The sequence below is a fragment of the Lysinibacillus agricola genome (genome assembly GCF_016638705.1).
Taxonomy (GTDB): domain Bacteria; phylum Bacillota; class Bacilli; order Bacillales_A; family Planococcaceae; genus Lysinibacillus; species Lysinibacillus agricola.
In genome coordinates this window covers 2,904,923-2,927,284 of the sequence record NZ_CP067341.1, presented here as the reverse complement: position 1 = coordinate 2,927,284, position 22,362 = coordinate 2,904,923, and the positions used below count along the sequence as shown (strand labels likewise).

The following is a 22,362-nucleotide window of genomic DNA, read 5'->3' as shown; positions in this document are numbered from 1 at the left end:
GTGATGATATGCAAGTCCATGAAAGATTAATAAAGTTATTGTTTCAAACGCTACTTTCCAATGTACAAAAGGGGCGTTTTTTAATTGAAGGTGTTGAGCGTGATATTGATATTTTTAAAACGGAACAGCTAGGGAACATCATTCGTGTAATGTTTTATTTGGATGACTTCAGCGGAGCGGTAACACATGCAGCATTACTTGATAGAGATAATGCAATCTTAGTGAGTGGTCCAACGAATTTTTACAAAGAAAATGATGGCTTCATGTATGTTTTTGATATTCCCATCATTGCAGAGGGAGTTGTTGCATAGTGGCTATAAAAAAATATGAAAGAATAAATTTTCTAGATCACATCTTACGAATTGATGAAAAAGGGGACTTTATCCCAGTAATTGACCTAAGTACAGGAACACAAAAAAATGAGCGTGTTACTGGGTTACCTGTGTGGGAAGCATTGCAAGAGGGTACTCGACACAATCAGAAAGTTATGAATCATCTTGATGAAAATATCGAAATTAACAGGAATTATTTAATTTCTTTAGAGGCGACTATACGTCGTATACAAATACAACTTGAATTAGATGACCGTGTATCAGGCAACAGTGAAACATTTGTTGATGCACTTGACGGAGAACAGGCACGAAAGATGGAGCTAGACACAGTAAAAACTGTGGTGAAGGATACAATTCCGATAGGAGCCACTACTTTAAATGTGGTGGATGCTTCAGGCTTTCAACCGCTCACTGAAGTAACGCTTTACGATAGCACTAACTCAGAGGACATTCTGATTACAGTTATTGAAAGTAACGTTCTCACAGTGCAAGCAACCAAGAAGAACTACTCGAAAGGGGCTTTCATTGCCCGTTCAAATGCTGAACTAGATGTAGTACAGCAACGATTGAAACCGGGACTCTGGGGAACTTACTCCGTATCAATGAATGAAGTTGTCTAACATCAAGGGGAGGGGAAGAGCCCTGAACAAATTGAACAGTCTTTTAGCAGTTGGAAGGTCTATGTTCTATGTGCCATGGTAACTGCTATTACTTGATTTCAAATATAGATAAGTTCATTGAAAGACTATTTGAAGGAGAAGGTGAACAAAATGGCGCAACTATTAAGCAGTCTGCCCGTAGGGACAAAGGTAAAGGATCCCGGAACAACGTACAACGGGAAACCTATCATATTCCAGGTAACCGCTAAAAACCACCCGGGCTATCCTGTTGATTCGGTGACATTACTTACTGAACGTATCATCACATTGAAGTCTTTTGACGCCATTGAACCTGGGAACACAGACGCGAATCGGAGAACAAACGGGAATAACCGCTATCTACATTCCAACATCCGTCAATGGCTAAACAAGGACACTCAGCCGTGGTATTCAGCACAGCATGGAGCGGACCAACCGCCGACAGGCGTCAATGTTTGGTCTGGCTATAATCCTTATGATAGCGAAAGAGGTTTCCTAGGGAACTTCTCAGCGCATTTCAAAAACCGTATTCTGAATACTACTCTTTCAGTAGCTCGGAACACGGTGACGGACGGCGGGGGAAGTGAAACGGTCCAAGACAAGGTTTTTCTCCTATCAAATACCGAAGTGGGATTTGCAAACGAAAACGGCATTTCGGAAGGCTCAAGACTTGCTCTTTTCTCTAATGATGCTTCAAGGCAGGCTAATCCAACAGCTGAAGCTGTTTCAAAAACATCCTATACCAATTCAACTTTGAGTGCTACTCGGTCGTGGCATTGGTGGTTAAGAACCCCATTTGCCGGGGAATCGAACTACGCGCGTGGCGTACATTCTGCTGGGTTACTCCACTACTACGCAGCATTCTATGGGCACTTTGGAGTTCGTCCCGCTTTGAATCTACCATCTGAAATCTGGGTTTCAGATAATCTTGATGCAGACGACGCTTACGTAATTACTTGGAATGCTGTCCCTACAGTTACGCTTGCAGAGGTAGACGGCCGTACTCTCTATGAAGGTGATACTATCAATCTATCAGGGCAAGCCGTATATAAAGACGCTGGTGATGTTGTAAGTGTGAAATATAGCATTAATAACAGAACAGAGCGCACTCTTGCAGCTAGCGTTTCTGACGGCTTCACGCCAATTTCGTACAGCAAGACGCTGAAATTCACGAATGGCAAAATTTTTGACGGTTCCATTGCCGTGACTGATACCCTGGCTGAAGGTGTTGACCATGTCCTGAGATTACGGGCTGAAGATGACAAAAACGGAGAATCTACAGTTCAAGTGCGGAGCTTCCGTATTGTTGCTAACCGACCTCCGGTTCTTCAAGTGGACAGCTTTAAGAAACAAACTGGAGTAATTGAATCGGAGCTCATGACTGTAAGCGGGAACGTAAGCGATCCGGACGGCAATGACGTGACGCTCCGTTATAAATTAAATGGTGGAAGTTTTGTCCAAGTGTACAGAGGAGCTTCAGGACCGTTCGACTTCACGCTTTCGGTTTCTTCTTTGGTGGACGGGAACAACACGCTCACGCTCCAAGTTGAGGACACATACAACTTCACAATGCAGAAAACAGTCGCTATTCAGCGGGAGTTCAACGGTTCGCAGTTGACCGAAGCGGTGGCACGTTTCGCACTGCAACCGGCAACGGCTGAAGCACAGGGACTTGTCACTTGGATTGAACATGATACAGCAGCCTCTCTGGCCGTAGCTGTTTCTATGACAGATCCTGCTGAACAAGAGAAGTTTGAAGCCATGGATAAAACGAACACTGTCGAGCTGATAGACAACATCACCGAAGATGAATTTGACCATATCGCGCCGGCTCCGAAAGGCAAGATCGTTCTGAAGCTTTCCATATCAGACGGGAACATTGCCAAGGTGTCTGGAGCATTTCAAGCATGACGTATAGGAAAGGGTGAAGAAGATGTCTTTGGAAATCAAAAGACGTTTACCGGATGGCTCATTTGGCGAAGCGGTCAAGCCGTTTGGTGGCGAAACGGACCAGGAGAAGATTGTAAGATTAGAAGAGGAAAACGCCAATCTAACTTTCGCATTGCTTGAAAAAGATCTACGTATTGAAAATATCGAAGCCGTTCAAGCGGAGATTTTACTTCAATTATTGAAACGGGAGGGGTCACTATGAATCAGGTCTATTTTAATGCAGCAAAAGCATACTACCCAAGATTCTTCACAAAAGACCAAGTGAAGATTTTTGTCATGGCGGGGAAGATTATGGAAGAACAGTACAAGGAAATTACGGGGCAAGATTTTAAGACGCAAGCAGAAGCTTAGCGTTATTTTTATTGTCTAAGTTGGGAGGAAATCCTTTCCTTTTGTCGAATTATTGTAGAGGGAAGGGTGTGGTTATTGTGATTGAAAATATCGAATTTCTATTTAGAAAACTACTAAACGAAAAAATTATTACTCTGATTATTTCAATCCTAAATATATTAATAGCATATCGTGTATATAGATTTACAAAGAAAGATGTCAATCCCAAATTAAGTGTTAAATCTACATTCGAAGATTCAGAAAATGAATATAGTAAAAGTGTTAATAAAGAATTATTGGAAATAAATTTTGAAACAAGAGGTTTTCCAAAAATACAACATAACACTAAATTGTGGAAGTTGACAATTGAGAATAATGGAGAGTTACCTGCAACTAATGTTGTATTAGATTACTCAATTACTATTAAAAAGGGAGATTTTGATTTTGGAATTGATGAAGCTGATATACTAAATAAGAGATTTATAGATTACAAGACAATCAATAGAACAGAAAAGTTCGATTATATTGCTCCAGATTCGAAAAAAGTGTTAAAAGTATTATATATACAAGGTGAATTTCCTTGTGCCGATTTAAAAGTCAAAAAATTAAAATCAGATGAAATTACTTTTATAAAAAAAGAAATAAAGATTGACACTTATGAACATCCTGAGTTTTCTATGATTGTTGATGGTCCACATGAACGTAAACTTTTTGGTATTTAGGATAAACACTAGTGTAAATTACATTGACCTTCATAGATATGAAGGTCTTTTATTATGTGCTGTGAGAGAAATCGAGATAGATAACAGTACATGTCACTAATTCTCGTTGCGTTTTATAGTTATATTTATTGTCTGAAATGAAATGAAAGGAAACCCTATCCTTTTGTCGAATGTTTGTAGATAAAAGGAGATGATAAATATGCAAGAAGTAAAATTCAGCCAAGATACCATAAATGCAGAAATCAAAGTTTACAAAGAATTTATCGCTGTATGGGAACAAGAATTAATACAAGTGCAAGCGGATTTAAGAAAATCTGAAGAAAGAGTATCGCTGTTGAAAGAATTAAAGAACCATGTTACTCCTAGCTCGAGAACTGAATTTGTTCAGGCGAATATTAATATTGTTGGAGATGAATTAGTAGAACTTGCAAAAAAAGAATCTCGCCTAAACGGGAACATTAAAAATTATCAAGAGTTTGTAATCGAATTAAATAAAATGCTTTAATATCAGGCCATCCACAGATAATTGTGGAGGGCTTTTATTATGCAGAAAGGCAAGGTGACTTATGGGTGATGATTTAGTAAGAGACGTATATGAGCGCTTAGGGGCTATTGGTGAAAAATTAGATGGTATTAATCATATCCGTGATACAGCAAACCGAGCAGAAGATAAAGCGGATGAAGCCCTAGCAAGCACAAAAAGTGCTCACCATCGATTAAATAAAATCGATAAAATTGTTTGGTGGGCGTCTACTACTATTATTGGTGCTGTTATTTTAGGATTATTAGCGCTAGTTATCAAAACAAAATAGGGGGATAATAAAGTGGAATTTTTATATGATTACATCATCGAACAGGCGCTAATTGTAGTGCCTGTTTTATTAGTTATCGGACAAGTTTTAAAGAACACACCTAAAATGCTAGACTGGCTGATTCCATATATTTTATTGTTTTTGGGAGTTTTATTTACAATTGGCATTATGGGTATAAATATGCCAGCGATTGTACAAGGCATTCTAGTAAGCGGGGCTGCTGTATTTGCTAACCAATTATATAAACAATATTCAAGTAAAGATGGTGGTAACAAATGACTAAAATTATTGATATATCTCATCATCAAGGTGATATTGATTGGTCTAAAGCTAGCAAAGAAGTTAGCTTGGCCATTATCCGTACTCAATACGGTACTAGCACTATCGACCGAAAATATATTCAAAATATCAATGGATGTAAAAATCACAAGATACCGTTTGGAGTGTATATTTATGTGACTTTTAAAAATGCTGCAGAGGCATTGGTACAAGCAAAAGATTTCTACAACCGAGCACAAAAACACAATCCGTTATTTTTCGTTGTGGATGTCGAAGAAAGCTTTGGAGCAAGCGTGCAAAACATTGTTCAGGGCACACAAGCATTCGTGGATTACTTGAAAGGCAAAGGCGTTAAAGTTGGGCTGTACACAGGTCATCATTTTTACAAACCTTATAGGATGGATACCATTAAAAATTATGATTTTCTATGGATTCCACGTTACAGTGGCACAAGTGCCCCAGGTAAAAAACCTAATTTCGCCTGTGACTTATGGCAATTCACGGATAAAGGTATAGTACAAGGTATTACAGGGCCAGTCGATCTAAACGTATTAAACGGATCTAAGCCGTTATCTTGGTTTGTCAATATAATTGTGGTGGACAAGGCACCTAAACTAAATGAAAAGGATGATGATAAAATGAAATTTACTAACTCAACAACCAAAGCTGCAGTACGTGATTACCTCAAACAAGCAGTAGATAAAAAGCTGATTGATAAGTCATGGCTAGATAAATTTGATAAAGGCACTCTGACGGGAGGCGATTTGGAAGGTTTAAAAATCATCATTGCACAACGAGAAAATAATAAAAAATAGTATAGATTAGTATGGTACACAAATGTTTTTGTCATAAATATACCAAAGACCAAGATCGCTTAATTGCTGTTTTGGTTTTTGGCGTTTATTTATCTATTTAAACACTACTAGTGTGTATGAATTAAACATGAAAGTACATTGTAACTCCTCTTGGATGCTTGGGTTAACACAGACATTTTATGAAGAACTAAAGTAGACGACTGTTGGATAGGCTTTAGGGTTGCTTATTTCAGTTGTGAAACGAATTTTGTAAATGTTCAAAGTATAAATTTAATCACTATTTTTTGCTATAACAATTGAAACGGAACAAACGTTCTGATAATATGGTAATAAGATTAAGTTTTTAAAAATAAATGGTAAAATGGTATTGATTTCCTCTTTGTAAAAGTCGACAATAGTAATAAAAAACAAAAAGGGTGTTTGTTAGTGTCAAATAATGTAGATTCGAAACTAGAAAAATTTGATCTTAAATATTGGAGACGAGTTGAAGTTTCAATTGATAAAATTCTTGAAATACCTATATCTGAACTGCAATTTAGATTTAAGAGTATGCTTAATAGTTGTTCACTTTTTGAATTGGAAGAAATAGGGGATTTATTAGGTGTGGATTTAAATGAAACAAAAAAGAAGGGAGAGAAAATAGAGTGTTTTAAATTTATTTCAGCTGATGTTCTAAGGGAGATTATAATTTTACGGGAGTTTTTAAGTAGAAAGAAAAAAACTGTAACAAGATACTATAATTCAGTCGCTGTAGAATATGATAAGTTATACAGAAATTCATCGATATGTCAATTATACCAGATGATGAAAGATAATAGCGATCATATAAATGAAATTTATACTTGGTATCATTGGGATAGTAAAGGAACTGGAAAACAATTTTTGTTAAATAAAATTGTCACTTTCGAGAAATGCAAAAAAATACCTACAGAATTCAAAAAGGACTTTGTTGATTTTATGCATTCTAACTCAAATAAAGAGAGTTATTATGATGTATTTTCGTATGCAATGGATGGAGAAAATAGATTAGTGGTAATGTTGTACAGACAAATTAGTGATGTAATCAGACCGGATTTCGATGAACCTTTTAGGAACAAAGAAGTAGCGCCAATTATGTTTCAAATAGATATTTCAAACAACATTTTAGAAATTAGATCGAAATTCCAAAGAGAAAAAATTAGCATAAAAAAATATTTAGAAAAAACATTTGCAACTAATTTAACTGAAATAGAGCCAGAGTTATTTACTAAGTATCAACCAGAAAAATTAAAGGAAGCTATTTTAGAAGGGATAACACCTAATGGACATGAAGTTCAGGACTTTATTATTAATAAAATTGTTTTCAGAAGTAGCCCTTTAATAAATTCCCCCAGTCTGATTTTTCAATTAAATAACGGAGATGTCTTACCATCAGTAAAAGATGCACATACAAGAGAGTGTGTTGATTTAGAAAGTATAAAAGATATAGAAAGTTTAGCTTTTAAAACTTCAAAGGTGAGTAGAACAATTAGATCAACAGTATTTGATGATGGGAACATTATGTTTTCGATAGATGATAGCGGACTTGAATCGGAAGTGAAAAAAGATATCGAAGATAAATTTTTAATGAAATTTGGAATACCTTTAAATAAATTAATTTCAAATTCAAAATTTGTGGCTGGAAAAGCTGATTTAACAGATTATTTGATGACTCTTTCATTCAAAAAAGATTTTCCAAGTATTGAAGAAGATTTATTCAACAAATTAATACAAGATAAAATCGTTGTTGAAGAATTAGAGCAAAATGTTACCTGTAAAAACCCAGAGTGTGACTATTCAGAAGATACTTCTATCACCTTCACCTTATCAGAATGTCCAAGCTGCGGAAATACACAGTTGAAAGTAAGTCAATATGATTCATTAAATATTTCATTGGATACAATTAGAGCATATGTAAAGAAGCTTGCTACTTCATTTTGTGAAAAGACAGAGTGGGAATTAAATAAAGATACAGAAAAAAAATATAATAAAAATAAATATAAATTTATTAATTTAGATAATAAACAAACAAACGAATCTTTACAAATTCTTGTACAGCAAGGAGCAATTTCAAACAGCGTACTTGAAAAAATAAATCGTACTTTAACCCCTACAGTAATAGTTTTTGTTGGTGTTCTTGAGAAATATTTAGATAAATATAACAATAATTGTATTTTCCCAATAAGTTTCGGTAGTGTTTATAACATGCAAGAACCAAAGGATTTCTTTGGACAGATTTATGAGTCTATAAAACATCGTACAAAATCATATTTATCAAGCGTTGCAAGTAAATCATTTGATATATTAGTAAATTTACCGGAGCCAGAATCAATTGGGGACAAATATTCGCCAGGAGATTTTGAAGATGATGTGTTTAATATTATAAAAGATATTTTTCCAAATGCTGAAAAATGGGGTAAAAAAATGTCAGGAAAAGAAGTGCCTGAAGGGATTTTTGCTTTGACGTATACAGTACAAGGAGCTGAAGAACAAAAAAAACAATATGTTTTTTCGTATGACTGTAAATTAAATAAAACTTCTGATGGATATGACTTAGGTAAAAGTGAGCAGAGAAAGGCTTATGATTATGTTGAAATGCTAAATCAAATAAATTACATTACGAAATTCAGTAATACTAAACAGCTTAGTGCACATATATTTATTTCTAATAACTTTAACACTAACAATTATGAGACTATGGCAGATTATTTTTACAAAAAGCTTCCTGAGAATAATCATACAAGACCAATCTTCTTACCTATCGAAGTGTTAACTTTTTTACACTCAGAATATAGAAAACATTATCAACAACTTAATAATTCAAGAAATATATTTATGGAAGAATTATTCAAAGTACTTATAACTGATAAATTAGTGATTAGTACTGAGGATATAAAAGAAGTTATGGAACAAGCACTCGACAAAGATCTTGCTGATTATTCGGAATTGGATACTGTGAAGGTAACTAAGGATATTGATAAAAAACTTAAAAAGAGGGGATGAATGATGGATTATCTTATACGTTCCTCAGTAGTAGCTGATTATGAAAAAATATTCATAAAGAGTATTGAACAAACGATTAAAAGAATGGTCAACAATAAATTCCTTTTAAAGAAAGATTACTTCGAATTAAGTATTACTTTTTATGAAGACTTTCTTATCACAATACGAATTGAAGATGGAATAATAACAGAACTTAGAAAAAACAGTTATGAAAATTTTATACCGGATTCGTTTTTAATTAACTTATCAAATGTTGAGAGGTTGCCACCTAGATTAAATAGATACAAGGACTTAGGGTTGGGGAATTTTAGAAATGAAGTTAAAGAATCATTAAAGCTTGGTAAAATAATTGCTAATAATGAAAATGATGCATTTTGGAAAGATTACAATATAACTTTGAAAATTGATCAAAATATTCATCTTGCAGATGTACTGAGTTAGATTTATAAAAAATACATTTATTAAAGTCACTCATTTTTTTATTATTTAAATGAGTGACTTTTTTTGAGACCTGATTAACAATAAAAAAATACTAGTTGTTGTAAATTATTTTCTTTGTTAAGATTTCTACTATATAACGTACCTGTCCGAACTATTATTATAAAAATACTATTTTATAAGGTGGGGCACTATTTTTAAAAAACTACGTACGCCCCAGAAAGAGCCCCAAAAAACGCCCCAGTTAAATACATTTAAATACATTTAAATAGGAAGGTATAAAAATCTCCGATTTGTAAAACCTTGATGTTATGCACCCATAAAAATTAAATACATTTGGCTACAAACCAAGGTCATAAGTATTGCTTATTGAAAAAGATAATATTAATGTAATTTACTTATGAATATAAATGCGTTATCATGGGTATTGGAGAAAAGATGCTTTAAATTTATTTTAATTAGGCCTTTTCAAAAAGATATTTAGGGGGATCCGCAAATGGCACAAGGTAATTTACACAACAGCCGCGCATCATTCGAAGTTAATGGTAAAACTTATAATTACTATGACTTAGCTGCGATTGAAAAAGCTGGCGTTGCAAAAGTTTCAAACCTTCCTTACTCAATCAAAGTATTATTAGAATCAGTTTTACGTCAATATGATGCATATGTTATCAAAGAAGAGCACGTAAACGAATTAGCAAAATGGGGTAACGGTGCAGATCCAGAAGCAGAAGTACCATTCAAACCTTCTCGCGTTGTATTACAAGACTTTACTGGTGTACCAGTAGTAGTTGACCTTGCATCTCTTCGTTCTGCAATGAAGGAAATGGGCGGCGACCCAAGCAAAATCAACCCTGCTATTCCAGTTGACCTTGTAATTGACCACTCAGTACAAGTTGACAAATACGGTAATGCATCTGCATTAGCAGCAAACATGGACCTAGAATTCGAACGTAACGCTGAGCGTTATAACTTCTTAAAATGGGCTCAAACTGCTTACAATAACTTCCGTGCTGTACCACCAGCAACTGGTATCGTTCACCAAGTAAACTTAGAGTATTTAGCTCCAGTTGTACACGTAAACGAAAATGCTGACGGTACTTTCGAAACATTCCCTGACTCAGTAGTAGGTACTGACTCACATACAACAATGATCAACGGTCTTGGCGTTCTTGGATGGGGCGTTGGTGGTATCGAAGCTGAAGCAGGTATGCTTGGTCAACCTTCATACTTCCCAATTCCAGAAGTTATCGGTGTTAAATTAGTTGGCGATCTTCCAAACGGAACTACTGCTACTGACTTAGCATTAAAAGTAACTCAAGTATTACGTCAACGTGGCGTAGTTGGTAAATTCGTTGAGTTCTTCGGACCTGGCGTAACTAAATTACCACTAGCTGACCGTGCGACAATCTCTAACATGGCTCCTGAATATGGTGCTACATGTGGTTTCTTCGCAATTGACGAAGAATCATTAAACTACATGCGTTTAACTGGTCGTGACGAAGAGCACATCGCGGTTGTAGAATCTTACTTAAAGTCTAACCACATGTTCTTCGATCCAACTTTAGAGCCAGTTTACACTGACGTATTAGAAGTAAACTTAGCTGATATCGAACCAAACCTTTCTGGTCCAAAACGTCCACAAGACTTAATTCCACTATCTCAAATGCGTACTCGTTACAAAGAAGCAGTAGTGGCACCACAAGGTACACAAGGTTTCGGTTTAACTGAAGATGAATTCGCAAAAACTTCTGTAGCTAAATTCGCTGAAGGTGATGTAGAAATCCCAACAGGTGCTGTAGCAATCGCTGCAATCACTTCTTGTACAAATACATCTAACCCATACGTATTAATCGCTGCGGGCTTAGTTGCGAAAAAAGCTGTAGAAAAAGGTCTAACTGTGCCTAAATGGGTAAAAACTTCTTTAGCACCAGGTTCTAAAGTAGTAACTGGTTACCTTGAAGATTCAGGTTTACAAGCTTACCTTGACCAAATCGGTTTCAACACTGTAGGTTACGGTTGTACAACATGTATCGGTAACTCAGGTCCATTACTTCCTGAAATCGAAGACGCTATCAAAGAGAACGACTTATTCGTAACTTCAGTTCTTTCTGGTAACCGTAACTTCGAAGGCCGTGTACACCCACTTGTAAAAGCTAACTACTTAGCTTCACCACCACTTGTTGTTGCTTATGCACTTGCTGGTACTGTGGATGTTGACCTACAAAAAGATTCATTCGGTAAAGACAAAGATGGCAACGAAGTATTCTTCGCTGATATCTGGCCTTCAACTGAAGAAGTTAACGCAGTATTAGGTACTGTAGTTAACCGTGAATTATTCCAAAAAGAATACGAAACTGTATTCACAGCGAACGAAAAATGGAATGCAATTGAAACATCAACTGAGTCTCTATACACATTTGATGACAAATCAACTTACATCCAAAACCCACCATTCTTCCAAGGTCTTGCAAAAGAACCAGAAGCTATTAAAGGCTTAGATGGCTTACGCATTATGGCGAAGTTCGGTGACTCAATTACAACTGACCATATTTCACCAGCTGGTGCAATCGGTAAAGAAACACCTGCAGGTAAATATTTAATCGAAAACGGTGTTGCAATCCGTGACTTCAACTCATACGGTTCTCGTCGTGGTAACCACGAAGTTATGATGCGTGGTACATTTGCAAACATCCGTATCCGTAACCAAGTTGCTCCTGGTACAGAAGGTGGTTTCACTACTTACTGGCCAACAGGTGAAGTAGAGTACATCTATGACGCATGTATGAAATACCAAGAGCAAGGTACTGGCTTAGTAGTACTTGCTGGTAACGACTATGGTATGGGTTCTTCTCGTGACTGGGCTGCTAAAGGTACTAACTTACTTGGTATCAAAACAGTTATCGCACAATCTTACGAGCGTATCCACCGTTCTAACTTAGTAATGATGGGTGTTCTTCCACTTCAATTCATGCAAGGTGAATCAGCTGATACTTTAGGCTTAACTGGTAAAGAAGAAATCTCTGTTAACATTACTGACAACGTGAAACCACGTGAAATCTTAACAGTAACTGCTAAATCTGAAGACGGATCAGTTAAAACTTTCCAAGCTTTAGCTCGTTTCGACTCAGAAGTAGAAGTAGACTACTACCGTCACGGTGGTATCCTACAAATGGTTCTTCGCGCGAAAGCTGCTCAGTAATCATTTAAAAATAAAAAACCGATCTCTTAGGAGATCGGTTTTTGTCTATACATAAAAATATTTGTAAGGAGGGCTTTAGTTTGCAAAAAGATGAACTAAAAGAACGGGCTTTATCCATTGTTTCATTACCAAGTCACTATGAGCTTATCATAGAAGAATATTCTGATGACGAAAGAGTGATGTTCTCTTGGGTGAATGAACAACAGGATGAAAGTATGACTGTTGAGTTAGATTGCACCGGTCACCTCATACACTTATCAATTGAAACGAATGATATTGTGTCAGAAGCTGATTCTTTATCTATTGAGGAAAAAAGAAGAAGTGCGGAACAATTTTTACTGAGTCATTATCCAGAAGCATTAAAAGACTTAACATGTTCTCAAATAAAAAAACTGTCGTGTGTAGAAAGTTTTTATTTTGAACAGTTTGTTATGGATGTACCATTAGCACATGCTGGTTGTTTTATTGATGTTGATTTCTTGGGAAATATTGTTAGATTTAGTTACTACGGAGTGAAAACGAGCCCTGAAATACCTTCAAAGTTAGTTTCGAAGGAAGCTCTGATAGAATATGTGCGGAATACATTGGCGTTACAACTAGTGATAACAAAATTATCACGAGATATTTACAATGTGAAGAAAGATGGACTTCATCTCGTGTATGAGGTAAATTCATTTCTAAATTTTAAAGCAGATGCATTAGACCCAACATTAACGATACTTCATGATGAAAATGTACCTGAAAGTTATGCTGCTTTGCCTCCTTTGCCAGCTAACTTAATGACCAATGAATTTACGAATGAAGATATTATTGGTATAACAGATGATCTGGAGCTTATTCGAGAAGTAGATAGAGGAGCAGATCAAGGGATTGTTTGGCGTAAGCGGAATTGGGAGATGAAAGAAAAAGATTTATCGATGAACAGCTTTTTTAAAATGCAATCAGAAGATACAGTAAAAGCTTTTATTTCAATAAAAACTGGTAAAATAAATAGCTTTGGATGGATGCATAAACGCTTAGGAAATCTACAGCTTAATCACGAAGCATGTTATCAAAAAGCAATAGACTTTTTACTAAAAATAATTCCTGACTACTATCCTTATCTTCAACGATTAATTCGAGGAGATGAGGAAGAGGATGAAAGAGAATCAGAATCCTTTATATTCCAAGCCCGTAATCAAGGTATAATTATTTTTGATATGGTGATCATTGTTGTTAATCGTACGACAGGTCTGATTGATCATTATAATGGACCGAATTTTGATTTGGATGAACTTAGCCAAATACCTCCAGTGCCAGCTATCTCTTTGGAAAAAGCATATCTTCAATTTCTAGAAAATGTCGATTTCCAATTGACTTGGGACAAAAATTACGATGATGAAATAGAGTCTTATCAACTTGTCTATCAAGCTTGTGATCGACATACTAGATTACCTATTCGGTATATTGATGCAACAACTGGCGAAATTATTGTCAGTAATGTATAGACCTTCGAAATCGTGGATAGAAACGCTAAAATGATGGATTGAACTGCCGAAATGACGGATAGAACCACCAAAGTGGTTAATGGAAGCGTCAAATTGATGAATTGAGCCATCAAAGTTGCGACTCTAACCATCGAAGTGATGGATAGAATCATCAAATAGACGATTAGAGCCGCAATTTTTAAATCCATTTATACGCTAAATTTCTTCTTCATACTATAAAACTGTAAACAAATTGCGAATGACATTGAGATTATCGCAAAATAAATCAATGTTATTGTTCCCATCTGTAAGGACAATGCAATCCCACCTAAACTTGCACCTATTGCACTACCTAAATAATTTACAGAACTGTTTAATGCTACTGCCGAACTTCCGTTATTCGGCTGATAGGAGAGTAAAATATGTTGTTGAGGTGCTTGGCATGCCCAACCCATTGCTCCCCAGACAAAGAACGGTAAGTATTTTAATATCGGTAAGTGAATCATTAATGGTATACAAATAATGGATAGAGTTAAAGTGAATAAAATGATTGTAACTAAAGTTTTTGGTTTCCCGAAATAGTCGATTAAGTAACCAATCATTATACTTCCAACCAAGCCACCGAATCCCCATGCCCAAAGATATATCGTTAAGTTACTGGAGCCTGCCATTTCCTCTAATAGGGGAGATAGATATGTGTACAATCCAAGGCTAGCAACACTGGCGAAAAATGTTATACATACAGTTATAGTTACTCTTTTATCTAGGAACATCTTTAATCGTTCGTTAAGTGCAGGGGGAGGCGTTGTTGGGAAATCGGGCAGGAAAATATACATACATAAAACAGCAATTACACCGATCATAACTAATAGCCAAAGCGTTAATTTCCAATCAAATAAGTTGGATATATATATACCTAAAGGAACGCCAAGCACTGTTCCCATACTCATTCCTCCAATTGTCAAACCTAGAGCTCTCCCTCTCTTTTCACTAGAAACGAACTTTGAAGAGGCTGCTACGGCTAATGGTGAAAATAAACCAGCCCCTGTCCCTGCAATTGCTCTCGATAGTAGAAGAATAGAAAAGGTCGGCGCTAAAGCAGTGATGCTATTCGCTATTGTGAAGATAAGCATTGACCCTAATAAGATTTTTTTTATTGGTTTTCCTGCAAGTAAAGAAGAAAAAAACGGCGCTGAGATTGCGTAAAACAAAGTAAAAATGCTCACAGCCTGGCCGACTTGTGATGTACTTTTTTGATACGTATCGCTAATTCCTGGGAGAAGCCCTGCAATCACATAGGCATCAAAGCCCAAGGCAAACATGCCAAAGGATAATAATAAAACATTTTTCATTTATTGAACCTCCATATAGTAAAGATGCTAAGTATTTTGTCGATTAGATAACTTATAACAATATGTTATAATCGAAGCACCTTCTATATTTAATAGGTTACTAAAAAACGCTGAATATGGAACAATCACTATTTTATAAGGGTATAACAAATCGTTATAGGTTAGGGAGGAATACAATGAATGTAGAATGGTTACATAGTTTTATTGCTGCTGCCAATCAAAAAAGTTTTTCTAAAGCTGCTCAAATCACGAATCTTTCCCAACCTGCACTAAGTAAACATATACGAAACTTAGAGAATAATCTTGGCATCGAGCTATTTCATAGGACATCCATTGGTATCGAATTAACAGAAGCTGGAGAACGTTTTTACACTCGAATTACACCAGTTATTACTGAACTAGCTGCCATTCGTGAAGAATTACAGCAATTTAACCAGAGCAATCCAATTGCCATCGGTGGTCTACCTAGCTTAGCCACTTATTATTTGCCAAATAAAATGAATGAACTTAAGCTACTAGATCGACCTATAACCTTAATGATTCAAAATACTTCAAATGAACTGTTGCAATCTTTACAAAAAGGTAGACTTGATGCAGTCTTTGTGGATGCAAAATATACGGGAGAATCTTTGTGGAGTTGCGAATTGTTTACGGAACCTTACTATGCTGTGTTTCCTTTGAACCATCGTTTTAATTCAAGGCCAGCAGTTGACCTTGCAGAATTGTGTGAGGAGCCGCTTATTGTTCATCAGGCTCCTTGTGATTCAAGAAAGGATATAGTAGAACAAATACAAGCACTTGGCTATAAACCAAATATTATAAGTGAAGTGAACTTTGGCGATTTTATTTTGGGGGCTGTGACCTCTGGAATGGGGATTACGATTGTACCAGAGCTAATGGCAAAAAATATTGGTCATCTTCAGCTTTTTGCCTTACCAATTAATAATTTTGGAAGAACAAGAACCATTTCATTGGTTACAAAAAGCAAAGAATTTGGATCGAAGTTACAACATTTATTATCAAATAAAATGGAAAGAAGCTGTCCCAATTTAACGCTTTGAGACAGCTTCTTTCAATTAATTAAACCCCATTAAATCCTTTACCTTTTTTGCATTTTCCTCAGATGTCAGCATTTCCAGAAAGCTAAATGCAACGTCGAATGCAGTGCCGGGATTGGAGGATGTAATAATATGTCCAGTTTGAACAATTCGTTCGTTGACGATGTCTGCACCATAGGATTGTAGCTGTGCTAATCGTTTACTTGTTGGATGATTATAAGTAGTAGCTTTTCGATTATGTAGTACTCCGCTATGACCTAAAATAAGGGAAGCTACACAAACCGTAGCAATCGGTTTTTTGTGTTCATCGAAATGACGAACAACTGCCTGAAATTCGTCACTAAAGGCATCAGCATAAAGCCCTGCCTCCTCAAAGCCTCCAGGAATCGCTAGTGCATCAAAATCCTCTAATGAAATTTCACGAAGCAATTTTTCAGGAGCTACATTAAAATTCCATGTACATTGCAATTGTTGATACAATCCTACTGTCACGACCTCTGTTGTGCCGTCGCCCTCCCATTTATTCCAGCCAAGTACATCAAAGCTTTTATATTAAAACAAATGGAAAGCCTAAGCTCGCAGCTCTTCATAAAAGCATCGAAACATGTCTCGATGAATTATAAGGAAATCACTACCAATTTTAGTGCTTTGAAATTATTGACAGACAAAAATTAGTTTGTTAAGATGAATGACAATAAAAGCATACAAATTCGTTGATGAGAAAGAGTAATGTTTCATTTTGTTCTACAGAGAGCCGACATAATGGTGGAAGTCGGTGTGCAAGTGTTACATGAAGATCCTCTCTGAGAAGATTGGCTGAACATAGTAAGCCGATTCGGGTGTCTACCGTTAAAAAGAACACGTATGATTGTACGTTGCTAAGTGCTATTGAACGCTGTTTCAATAGAATTAGGGTGGTATTCGCGGTTAACCCCGTCCCTTGCTTGGGACGGGGTTTTTGTATGCCTTTTATACGTATTGTATAGGAGGGAATTACATGCAAGTTGAAGAGAAAAAAGAAACGACTGTAGAAAGGGAAATGAGGGTTCGTCAGTTGTGGGAACAGGAAGGAACGTTCCAGGCATCTGTTGCGAACCGTTCTAACAATAAGCCTTTTGTATTTTATGAAGGACCGCCAACAGCAAATGGATTACCACACGTTGGTCACGCATTTGGTAGAACGATTAAAGATGTCGTGGCTCGTTATAAAACGATGCAAGGTTATTTGGTTGAGCGTAAAGCTGGCTGGGATACACATGGTTTGCCTGTAGAGTTAGGCGTGGAAAAAAAGCTAGGTATCTCTGGCAAGCAAGAAATTGAGAAATATGGTGTCGAACAATTTATTCAAGAGTGTAAGGGAAGTGTCTTTACCTATGAGAAGAAGTGGCGCTCCTTTACAGAGCAGCTTGGCTATTGGATTGACATGGATGATCCATATTTAACGCTTAGCAATGATTACATTGAGTCTGTTTGGAATATTTTAAGTCATGTGCACAAGGAAAAGCTTTTATATAAGGGGCACCGCGTTTCACCGTATTGCCCTAGCTGTCAAACATCATTAAGCTCTCATGAGGTTGCACAAGGCTATAAGGATGTAAAGGATTTATCTGTCACGGCAATGTTTAAATTGAAGGATAAAGATGAGTATTTTCTTGGCTGGACAACGACTCCATGGACATTACCTGCTAATGTTGCATTGGCTATGAATCCTAAGCTTGTGTATGTTCGAGTGAAACAGCACGATAAAGTATATATCTTGGCAAAATCATTAGTGGAAAAGGTTTTTACTGCACCCGTTGAAATATTAAGTGAGCATAATGGGCATGAATTTGAAGGTGTATCGTACATTCCACCTTTTTCATACGTAACCGTTGATAAAGGGCATGTCGTTGTACTAGCGGATTACGTTACAGAGAATAGTGGAACTGGAATCGTCCATATTGCGCCTGCCTATGGGGAGGACGATTATAAAACGGTTCAGCAAAATGGGCTATCGTTTGTCAATGTTGTTGATTTGAAAGGTTGTTATACAGAAGAGGTTCCAGAGCTTGCTGGTAGATTTGTGAAAGATTGTGATGTCGATATTATCAAAATGCTTGCTAAAGATGAGCTATTGTTTGATAAGGAAAAATATGAGCATAGCTACCCTCATTGCTGGCGCTGTGATTCACCATTGCTTTATTACGCGACTGACAGCTGGTTTATCAACATGTCTACAATGAAAGATAAACTTTTACAAAATAATGAACAAGTTACATGGTATCCTGATCACATTAAGCACGGTAGATTTGGCAACTTTTTAGAAAACTTAGTGGACTGGAATATTAGCCGAAATCGTTATTGGGGTACACCGCTCAATGTCTGGGTTTGTCAGGATTGTGGACATGAAGAGGCACCAAATAGTATTGCTTCTTTAAAAAAGTTAGCGAAGGGCACTTTACATGACATCGAGCTTCATAAGCCGTATATCGATGAGGTTGTTTGTACTTGTCCAACATGTAAGGGTGATATGGAACGTACACCTGAAGTGATAGATGTATGGTTTGACAGTGGTTCAATGCCGTTTGCTCAGCATCATTATCCTTTTGGAAATCTTGATACATTTAACAATCAGTTCCCTGCCGATGTTGTCATCGAAGGTATTGACCAAACACGAGGCTTTTTCTATAGTCTATTAGCTGTTTCGACATTATTTACTGGTAAAGCACCTTATAAAAATGTACTTTCTTTAGGGCATGTTTTAGATGAGCATGGACAGAAAATGTCGAAAAGTAAAGGAAATGCATTAGAGCCAGTTGAACTGATAGAGCAGTACGGAGCAGATGCTTTAAGATGGGCGTTCTTAGTAGACAGTTCTCCTTGGAATCCTAAACGTTTTTCTAAGAAGATTGTGATGGATGCGAAATCAAAGCTAGTTGATACACTTGATAATACGTTCAAATTTTATCAGCTATATGCAGAAATAGATGGCTTCCAGTACGATGCTAACAAAACTGGTACACGTACAAAATTAGATCATTGGATACTGTCTCGATTACATCATACAATTCAGCTTGTGACAAAATCTATGGATGATTATCAATTTACACAGGCAACACGTGAAATCGGTAAGCTTGTGGAAGAGCTAAGTAACTGGTATATCCGTCGCTCTCGAGCAAGATTTTGGGCAAATGGTCTGTCAGAGGATAAACGAGGTGCCTTTAGTACGCTGTATGAGCTACTATCAACAATTTGTCAATTGCTAGCACCTTTCACACCATTTATTGCCGAGGATTTATATCGACAATTATGTGGAAAAAGTGTACATTTACAAAATTACCCAACATATAATGAAGCGCTCGTAAATGCTAAGCTTGAGAAAGAAATGGCGAATATTTTATCAATCGTAGAACTAGGCCGCAGCATACGAAATAGTCAAGGAATCAAGGTAAAGCAGCCTTTAAGTGAAATCATTGCCTCTGTTGAAGGTGAGCTAACAGATTATCAACCATATAGCGAGCTCGTGAAAGAAGAATTAAATATAAAAGAATGCATTTGGACAAATGACTTCTCAGCATATGAAACCGTTCATTATAAGCTTAATTTTAAAACGGCAGGTGCAGCATTTGGACCAAAAGTGAACAAAGTAAAAGATTACGTAGTGCAATTAAATGATGAAGAGAAAAATAATTTACAACGAACAGGTTCAGTTGAGTTAACGATTGATGGGGAACAGGTGACATTGTTAAAAGCACACGTGCTAACTGAATCCATTGTAAAGGACCATTACATCTTAGCCGAAGATGCTTCATGTCGAGTCCTTTTAAATGTTCAGCTGACAACTAGCTTACTTGAGGAAGGCCAAATTAGAGAACTAATTCGCACAATTCAAGATACACGAAAAAAATGGAAACTTCCTGTTGAGCAGTATGTATCGATTTCGATTGCTGGAAGTGCCAAAGCAATAACTATCATCCAACAGCATGAATCGTTACTAAAGGCCAATGTGTTGTTAAATGATATTCATTATGTGAGTGAAGATCAGGGTGAACGATATATAGAGACAGAAGTGTTTGATGAAAAAGTTACTGTTTATTTTAAGCTGTAAAATCTTTAATGCTCAGGTAAGTTTCAAACAATCTGGTTGGCAAGCCTGCGGGGTTCTCATAAGGCCAATCTTTAGCTCTGTTTAACTTGATTGTTGTTATTAATGTAAGTCCTCAATCACTCAATCAACGTATATAATCTATCAGCACATCCTTGTATGATATGCGCCACGAAAAACTAACGATCGTCCCTGTTATGCTGCAAATACCTAACTCCTTCGCTTTTTCCTGCGAAACATGACATAATAGATAGATTATGAAACAGTTAGGATGACTCGATGGAGCAGATACGCGAAATATATGTAAAACCAAAATTTATTAAGCAAATGACAAATGGCTATCCACTTATTTTAAAAGAAGCTATAGATATGCCAGAGGTAGCCGTTTCAGAAGGAACGATTGTGGAATTATTAGACGCACAAGGTGGTTATATTGCGACAGGCTATTATGGTGAGCAAAACAAAGGCATCGGCTGGGTACTATCACGCAAACAAAAAGAAGTCATCGATGTGCGCTTCTTCACAAAAAAAATTCGCGAGGCGGCTGAGAAACGTGCTGTTTTTTTTGCCTCAGAACAAACGACGGCTTTCCGTGTATTTAACGGAGAAGGTGATGGAATTGGTGGCTTAACTATTGATTTCTTCAATGGCTTCTATATGGTGAGCTGGTATAGTGAAGGAATTTATGCTTTCCGTGATGTCGTGTATGAAGCGTTAAATATAGCACTGAACACGCGCGGCGTTTATGAAAAATTGCGATTTAATACTAACGGACAATATGTAGAACAAGATGATTATGTATCAGGTGAAAAAAGTGATTTCCCATTAATCGTCAAGGAAAATGGCATGAACTTTGCTGTTGATTTAAACGATAGGGCAATGACAGGGATTTTTCTTGATCAACGTAATGTTCGGAAAGCACTACGCGATCATTATGCGATCGACAAAACCGTGTTAAATACATTCTCTTACACAGGAGCATTTTCTGTAGCAGCAGCACTTGGTGGCGCATCAGGTACAACGAGTGTTGATTTAGCTAAACGTAGCTTAGCTAAAACAATCGAACAATTTGCAGTGAATGAGATTGATTATGAATCACAGGATATTAAAGTGATGAACGTCTTCGACTACTTTAGCTATGCAAAGCGTCATGAATTGAAGTTTGATGTTGTCGTACTTGATCCACCGAGTTTCGCACGAACAAAAAAAATGACCTTTAGTACAGCAAAGGATTATCCAAAGCTTTTAAAGGATGCTCTTGCGATTACGATTGATAATGGTGTAATTATAGCTTCAACGAATAACGCGAGCTTTGACATGAAAAAATTTAAAACGTTTATTGATAAAGCATTTAAAGAGACAGATACACGTTACAAAATACTAGAACAACATCAGTTGCCCGAGGATTTTGCAGTTCCACATAACTTCCCTGAATTTAACTATTTAAAAGTTGTAATTATTCAAGTTATAAGCTAAAAGGACGGATGAAATGAAATATAATAAATCAATTATGCTAAAGCTTATCAATGAACATCGAGCGTTGCATGATGAATTAAAAAAGCTAAAATCTGAAATGGGTTTAGAGAAAAATTTTGCAGTAAAGGCATTATATCATTCATATGTGGCAGAGGATGGTCCTTATATGAAAGAATACCAGGATTTAGAGCGACTTTAATAAATCGTGGTGCATACTAATAGTGATATGTGTTATCTGATTACGTGTTAAAAAAGATGAACCCTAACCTATGTAAAGGTCAGTTCAAAAAGCTACTTTCAAATCGAATCTTTCGTTTGAAAGTAGCTTTCTTTTACCTTTTAAAGAGCATTTTGGCGAGTAAATTTCAAAAAGTATCTAGTATTTTG

The 22,362-nt window shown here is 36.4% G+C and carries 19 protein-coding genes, 1 pseudogene and 1 other annotated feature; of the genes and pseudogenes, 18 read left to right on the top strand and 2 right to left on the bottom strand.

All coding sequences use genetic code 11. From position 1 onward, the window contains the following. Nucleotides 1-8: 8 nt before the first annotated feature. From FJQ98_RS14055 to FJQ98_RS13990, 14 genes are all read left to right on the top strand, one after another. Nucleotides 9-311 carry a hypothetical protein gene (locus FJQ98_RS14055; protein ID WP_053592499.1) on the top strand — a complete coding sequence of 101 codons (303 nt, stop codon included), beginning with the start codon at nucleotides 9-11 and terminating at the stop codon, nucleotides 309-311. Beyond that, complete coding sequence (locus FJQ98_RS14050) at nucleotides 311-952, top strand: hypothetical protein (protein WP_053592498.1); 642 nt, start codon at nucleotides 311-313, stop codon at nucleotides 950-952. Before FJQ98_RS14055 ends, FJQ98_RS14050 begins: the two co-directional genes overlap by 1 nt. Nucleotides 953-1,102: 150 nt before the next feature. Next, nucleotides 1,103-2,881 (top strand): DUF6273 domain-containing protein, encoded by a 1,779-nt coding sequence (locus FJQ98_RS14045; protein WP_053592497.1) that lies wholly within the window; start codon nucleotides 1,103-1,105, stop codon nucleotides 2,879-2,881. Between the two features lie 22 nt (nucleotides 2,882-2,903). Beyond that, complete coding sequence (locus tag FJQ98_RS14040; protein WP_053592496.1) at nucleotides 2,904-3,122, top strand: hypothetical protein; 219 nt, start codon at nucleotides 2,904-2,906, stop codon at nucleotides 3,120-3,122. Continuing rightward, on the top strand, nucleotides 3,119-3,271 hold the full coding sequence (locus FJQ98_RS14035; RefSeq protein WP_082339562.1) for an XkdX family protein: 153 nt from the start codon (nucleotides 3,119-3,121) through the stop codon (nucleotides 3,269-3,271). The genes FJQ98_RS14040 and FJQ98_RS14035 overlap by 4 nt, the downstream gene beginning before the upstream one ends. A 77-nt stretch (nucleotides 3,272-3,348) precedes the next feature. After that, nucleotides 3,349-3,972: a hypothetical protein gene (locus tag FJQ98_RS14030; RefSeq protein ID WP_143114535.1), complete on the top strand. Its 624-nt coding sequence runs from the start codon at nucleotides 3,349-3,351 to the stop codon at nucleotides 3,970-3,972. A gap of 199 nt (nucleotides 3,973-4,171) precedes the next feature. Then, nucleotides 4,172-4,477, top strand: a complete 306-nt coding sequence (locus tag FJQ98_RS14025) for a hypothetical protein (RefSeq protein WP_053592494.1) — start codon at nucleotides 4,172-4,174, stop codon at nucleotides 4,475-4,477. Between the two features lie 61 nt (nucleotides 4,478-4,538). Next, nucleotides 4,539-4,784 (top strand): hemolysin XhlA family protein, encoded by a 246-nt coding sequence (locus FJQ98_RS14020; protein WP_053592493.1) that lies wholly within the window; start codon nucleotides 4,539-4,541, stop codon nucleotides 4,782-4,784. A gap of 12 nt (nucleotides 4,785-4,796) precedes the next feature. Beyond that, entirely contained in the window at nucleotides 4,797-5,063 is a 267-nt protein-coding gene (locus FJQ98_RS14015; protein WP_053592492.1) for a phage holin family protein, read from the top strand. Continuing rightward, nucleotides 5,060-5,878: a GH25 family lysozyme gene (locus FJQ98_RS14010; protein ID WP_241774460.1), complete on the top strand. Its 819-nt coding sequence runs from the start codon at nucleotides 5,060-5,062 to the stop codon at nucleotides 5,876-5,878. The genes FJQ98_RS14015 and FJQ98_RS14010 overlap by 4 nt, the downstream gene beginning before the upstream one ends. A 426-nt stretch (nucleotides 5,879-6,304) precedes the next feature. Next, on the top strand, nucleotides 6,305-8,899 hold the full coding sequence (locus FJQ98_RS14005) for a hypothetical protein (protein WP_053592491.1): 2,595 nt from the start codon (nucleotides 6,305-6,307) through the stop codon (nucleotides 8,897-8,899). Next, the gene (locus FJQ98_RS14000; RefSeq protein WP_241774459.1) at nucleotides 8,900-9,340 is read left to right on the top strand and encodes a hypothetical protein; all 441 of its coding nucleotides are present in this window, start codon (nucleotides 8,900-8,902) and stop codon (nucleotides 9,338-9,340) included. Nucleotides 9,341-9,833: 493 nt separating this feature from the next. Continuing rightward, the gene (gene acnA, locus FJQ98_RS13995; protein WP_053592490.1) at nucleotides 9,834-12,539 is read left to right on the top strand and encodes an aconitate hydratase AcnA; all 2,706 of its coding nucleotides are present in this window, start codon (nucleotides 9,834-9,836) and stop codon (nucleotides 12,537-12,539) included. 80 nt (nucleotides 12,540-12,619) lie between these two features. Beyond that, nucleotides 12,620-14,026: a YcdB/YcdC domain-containing protein gene (locus tag FJQ98_RS13990; RefSeq protein ID WP_053592489.1), complete on the top strand. Its 1,407-nt coding sequence runs from the start codon at nucleotides 12,620-12,622 to the stop codon at nucleotides 14,024-14,026. Between the two features lie 188 nt (nucleotides 14,027-14,214). On the opposite strand, the gene FJQ98_RS13985 is transcribed toward FJQ98_RS13990, so the two are convergent. Further along, nucleotides 14,215-15,357, bottom strand: a complete 1,143-nt coding sequence (locus tag FJQ98_RS13985; RefSeq protein WP_053592488.1) for an MFS transporter — start codon at nucleotides 15,355-15,357, stop codon at nucleotides 14,215-14,217. 176 nt (nucleotides 15,358-15,533) lie between these two features. Between FJQ98_RS13985 and FJQ98_RS13980 the strand changes: the two genes are divergently transcribed. Beyond that, nucleotides 15,534-16,418: a LysR family transcriptional regulator gene (locus tag FJQ98_RS13980; RefSeq protein ID WP_053592487.1), complete on the top strand. Its 885-nt coding sequence runs from the start codon at nucleotides 15,534-15,536 to the stop codon at nucleotides 16,416-16,418. A gap of 15 nt (nucleotides 16,419-16,433) precedes the next feature. On the opposite strand, the pseudogene FJQ98_RS13975 reads toward FJQ98_RS13980, so the two are convergent. Next, nucleotides 16,434-16,955, bottom strand: a pseudogene (locus FJQ98_RS13975) (DJ-1/PfpI family protein); the annotation flags it as partial. 164 nt (nucleotides 16,956-17,119) lie between these two features. Next, nucleotides 17,120-17,359: a binding site (T-box leader), on the top strand. A 53-nt stretch (nucleotides 17,360-17,412) separates the two neighbouring features. Here FJQ98_RS13975 and ileS point away from each other — a divergent pair. The 3 genes from ileS to FJQ98_RS13960 all read left to right on the top strand — a co-directional run bounded on the left by ileS (nucleotide 17,413) and on the right by FJQ98_RS13960 (nucleotide 22,174). Then, nucleotides 17,413-20,502: an isoleucine--tRNA ligase gene (ileS, locus tag FJQ98_RS13970; RefSeq protein WP_053592486.1), complete on the top strand. Its 3,090-nt coding sequence runs from the start codon at nucleotides 17,413-17,415 to the stop codon at nucleotides 20,500-20,502. Between the two features lie 276 nt (nucleotides 20,503-20,778). Then, nucleotides 20,779-21,975: a class I SAM-dependent rRNA methyltransferase gene (locus FJQ98_RS13965; protein WP_053592485.1), complete on the top strand. Its 1,197-nt coding sequence runs from the start codon at nucleotides 20,779-20,781 to the stop codon at nucleotides 21,973-21,975. A gap of 13 nt (nucleotides 21,976-21,988) precedes the next feature. Then, complete coding sequence (locus FJQ98_RS13960; RefSeq protein ID WP_053592484.1) at nucleotides 21,989-22,174, top strand: hypothetical protein; 186 nt, start codon at nucleotides 21,989-21,991, stop codon at nucleotides 22,172-22,174. Nucleotides 22,175-22,362: the final 188 nt, after the last annotated feature.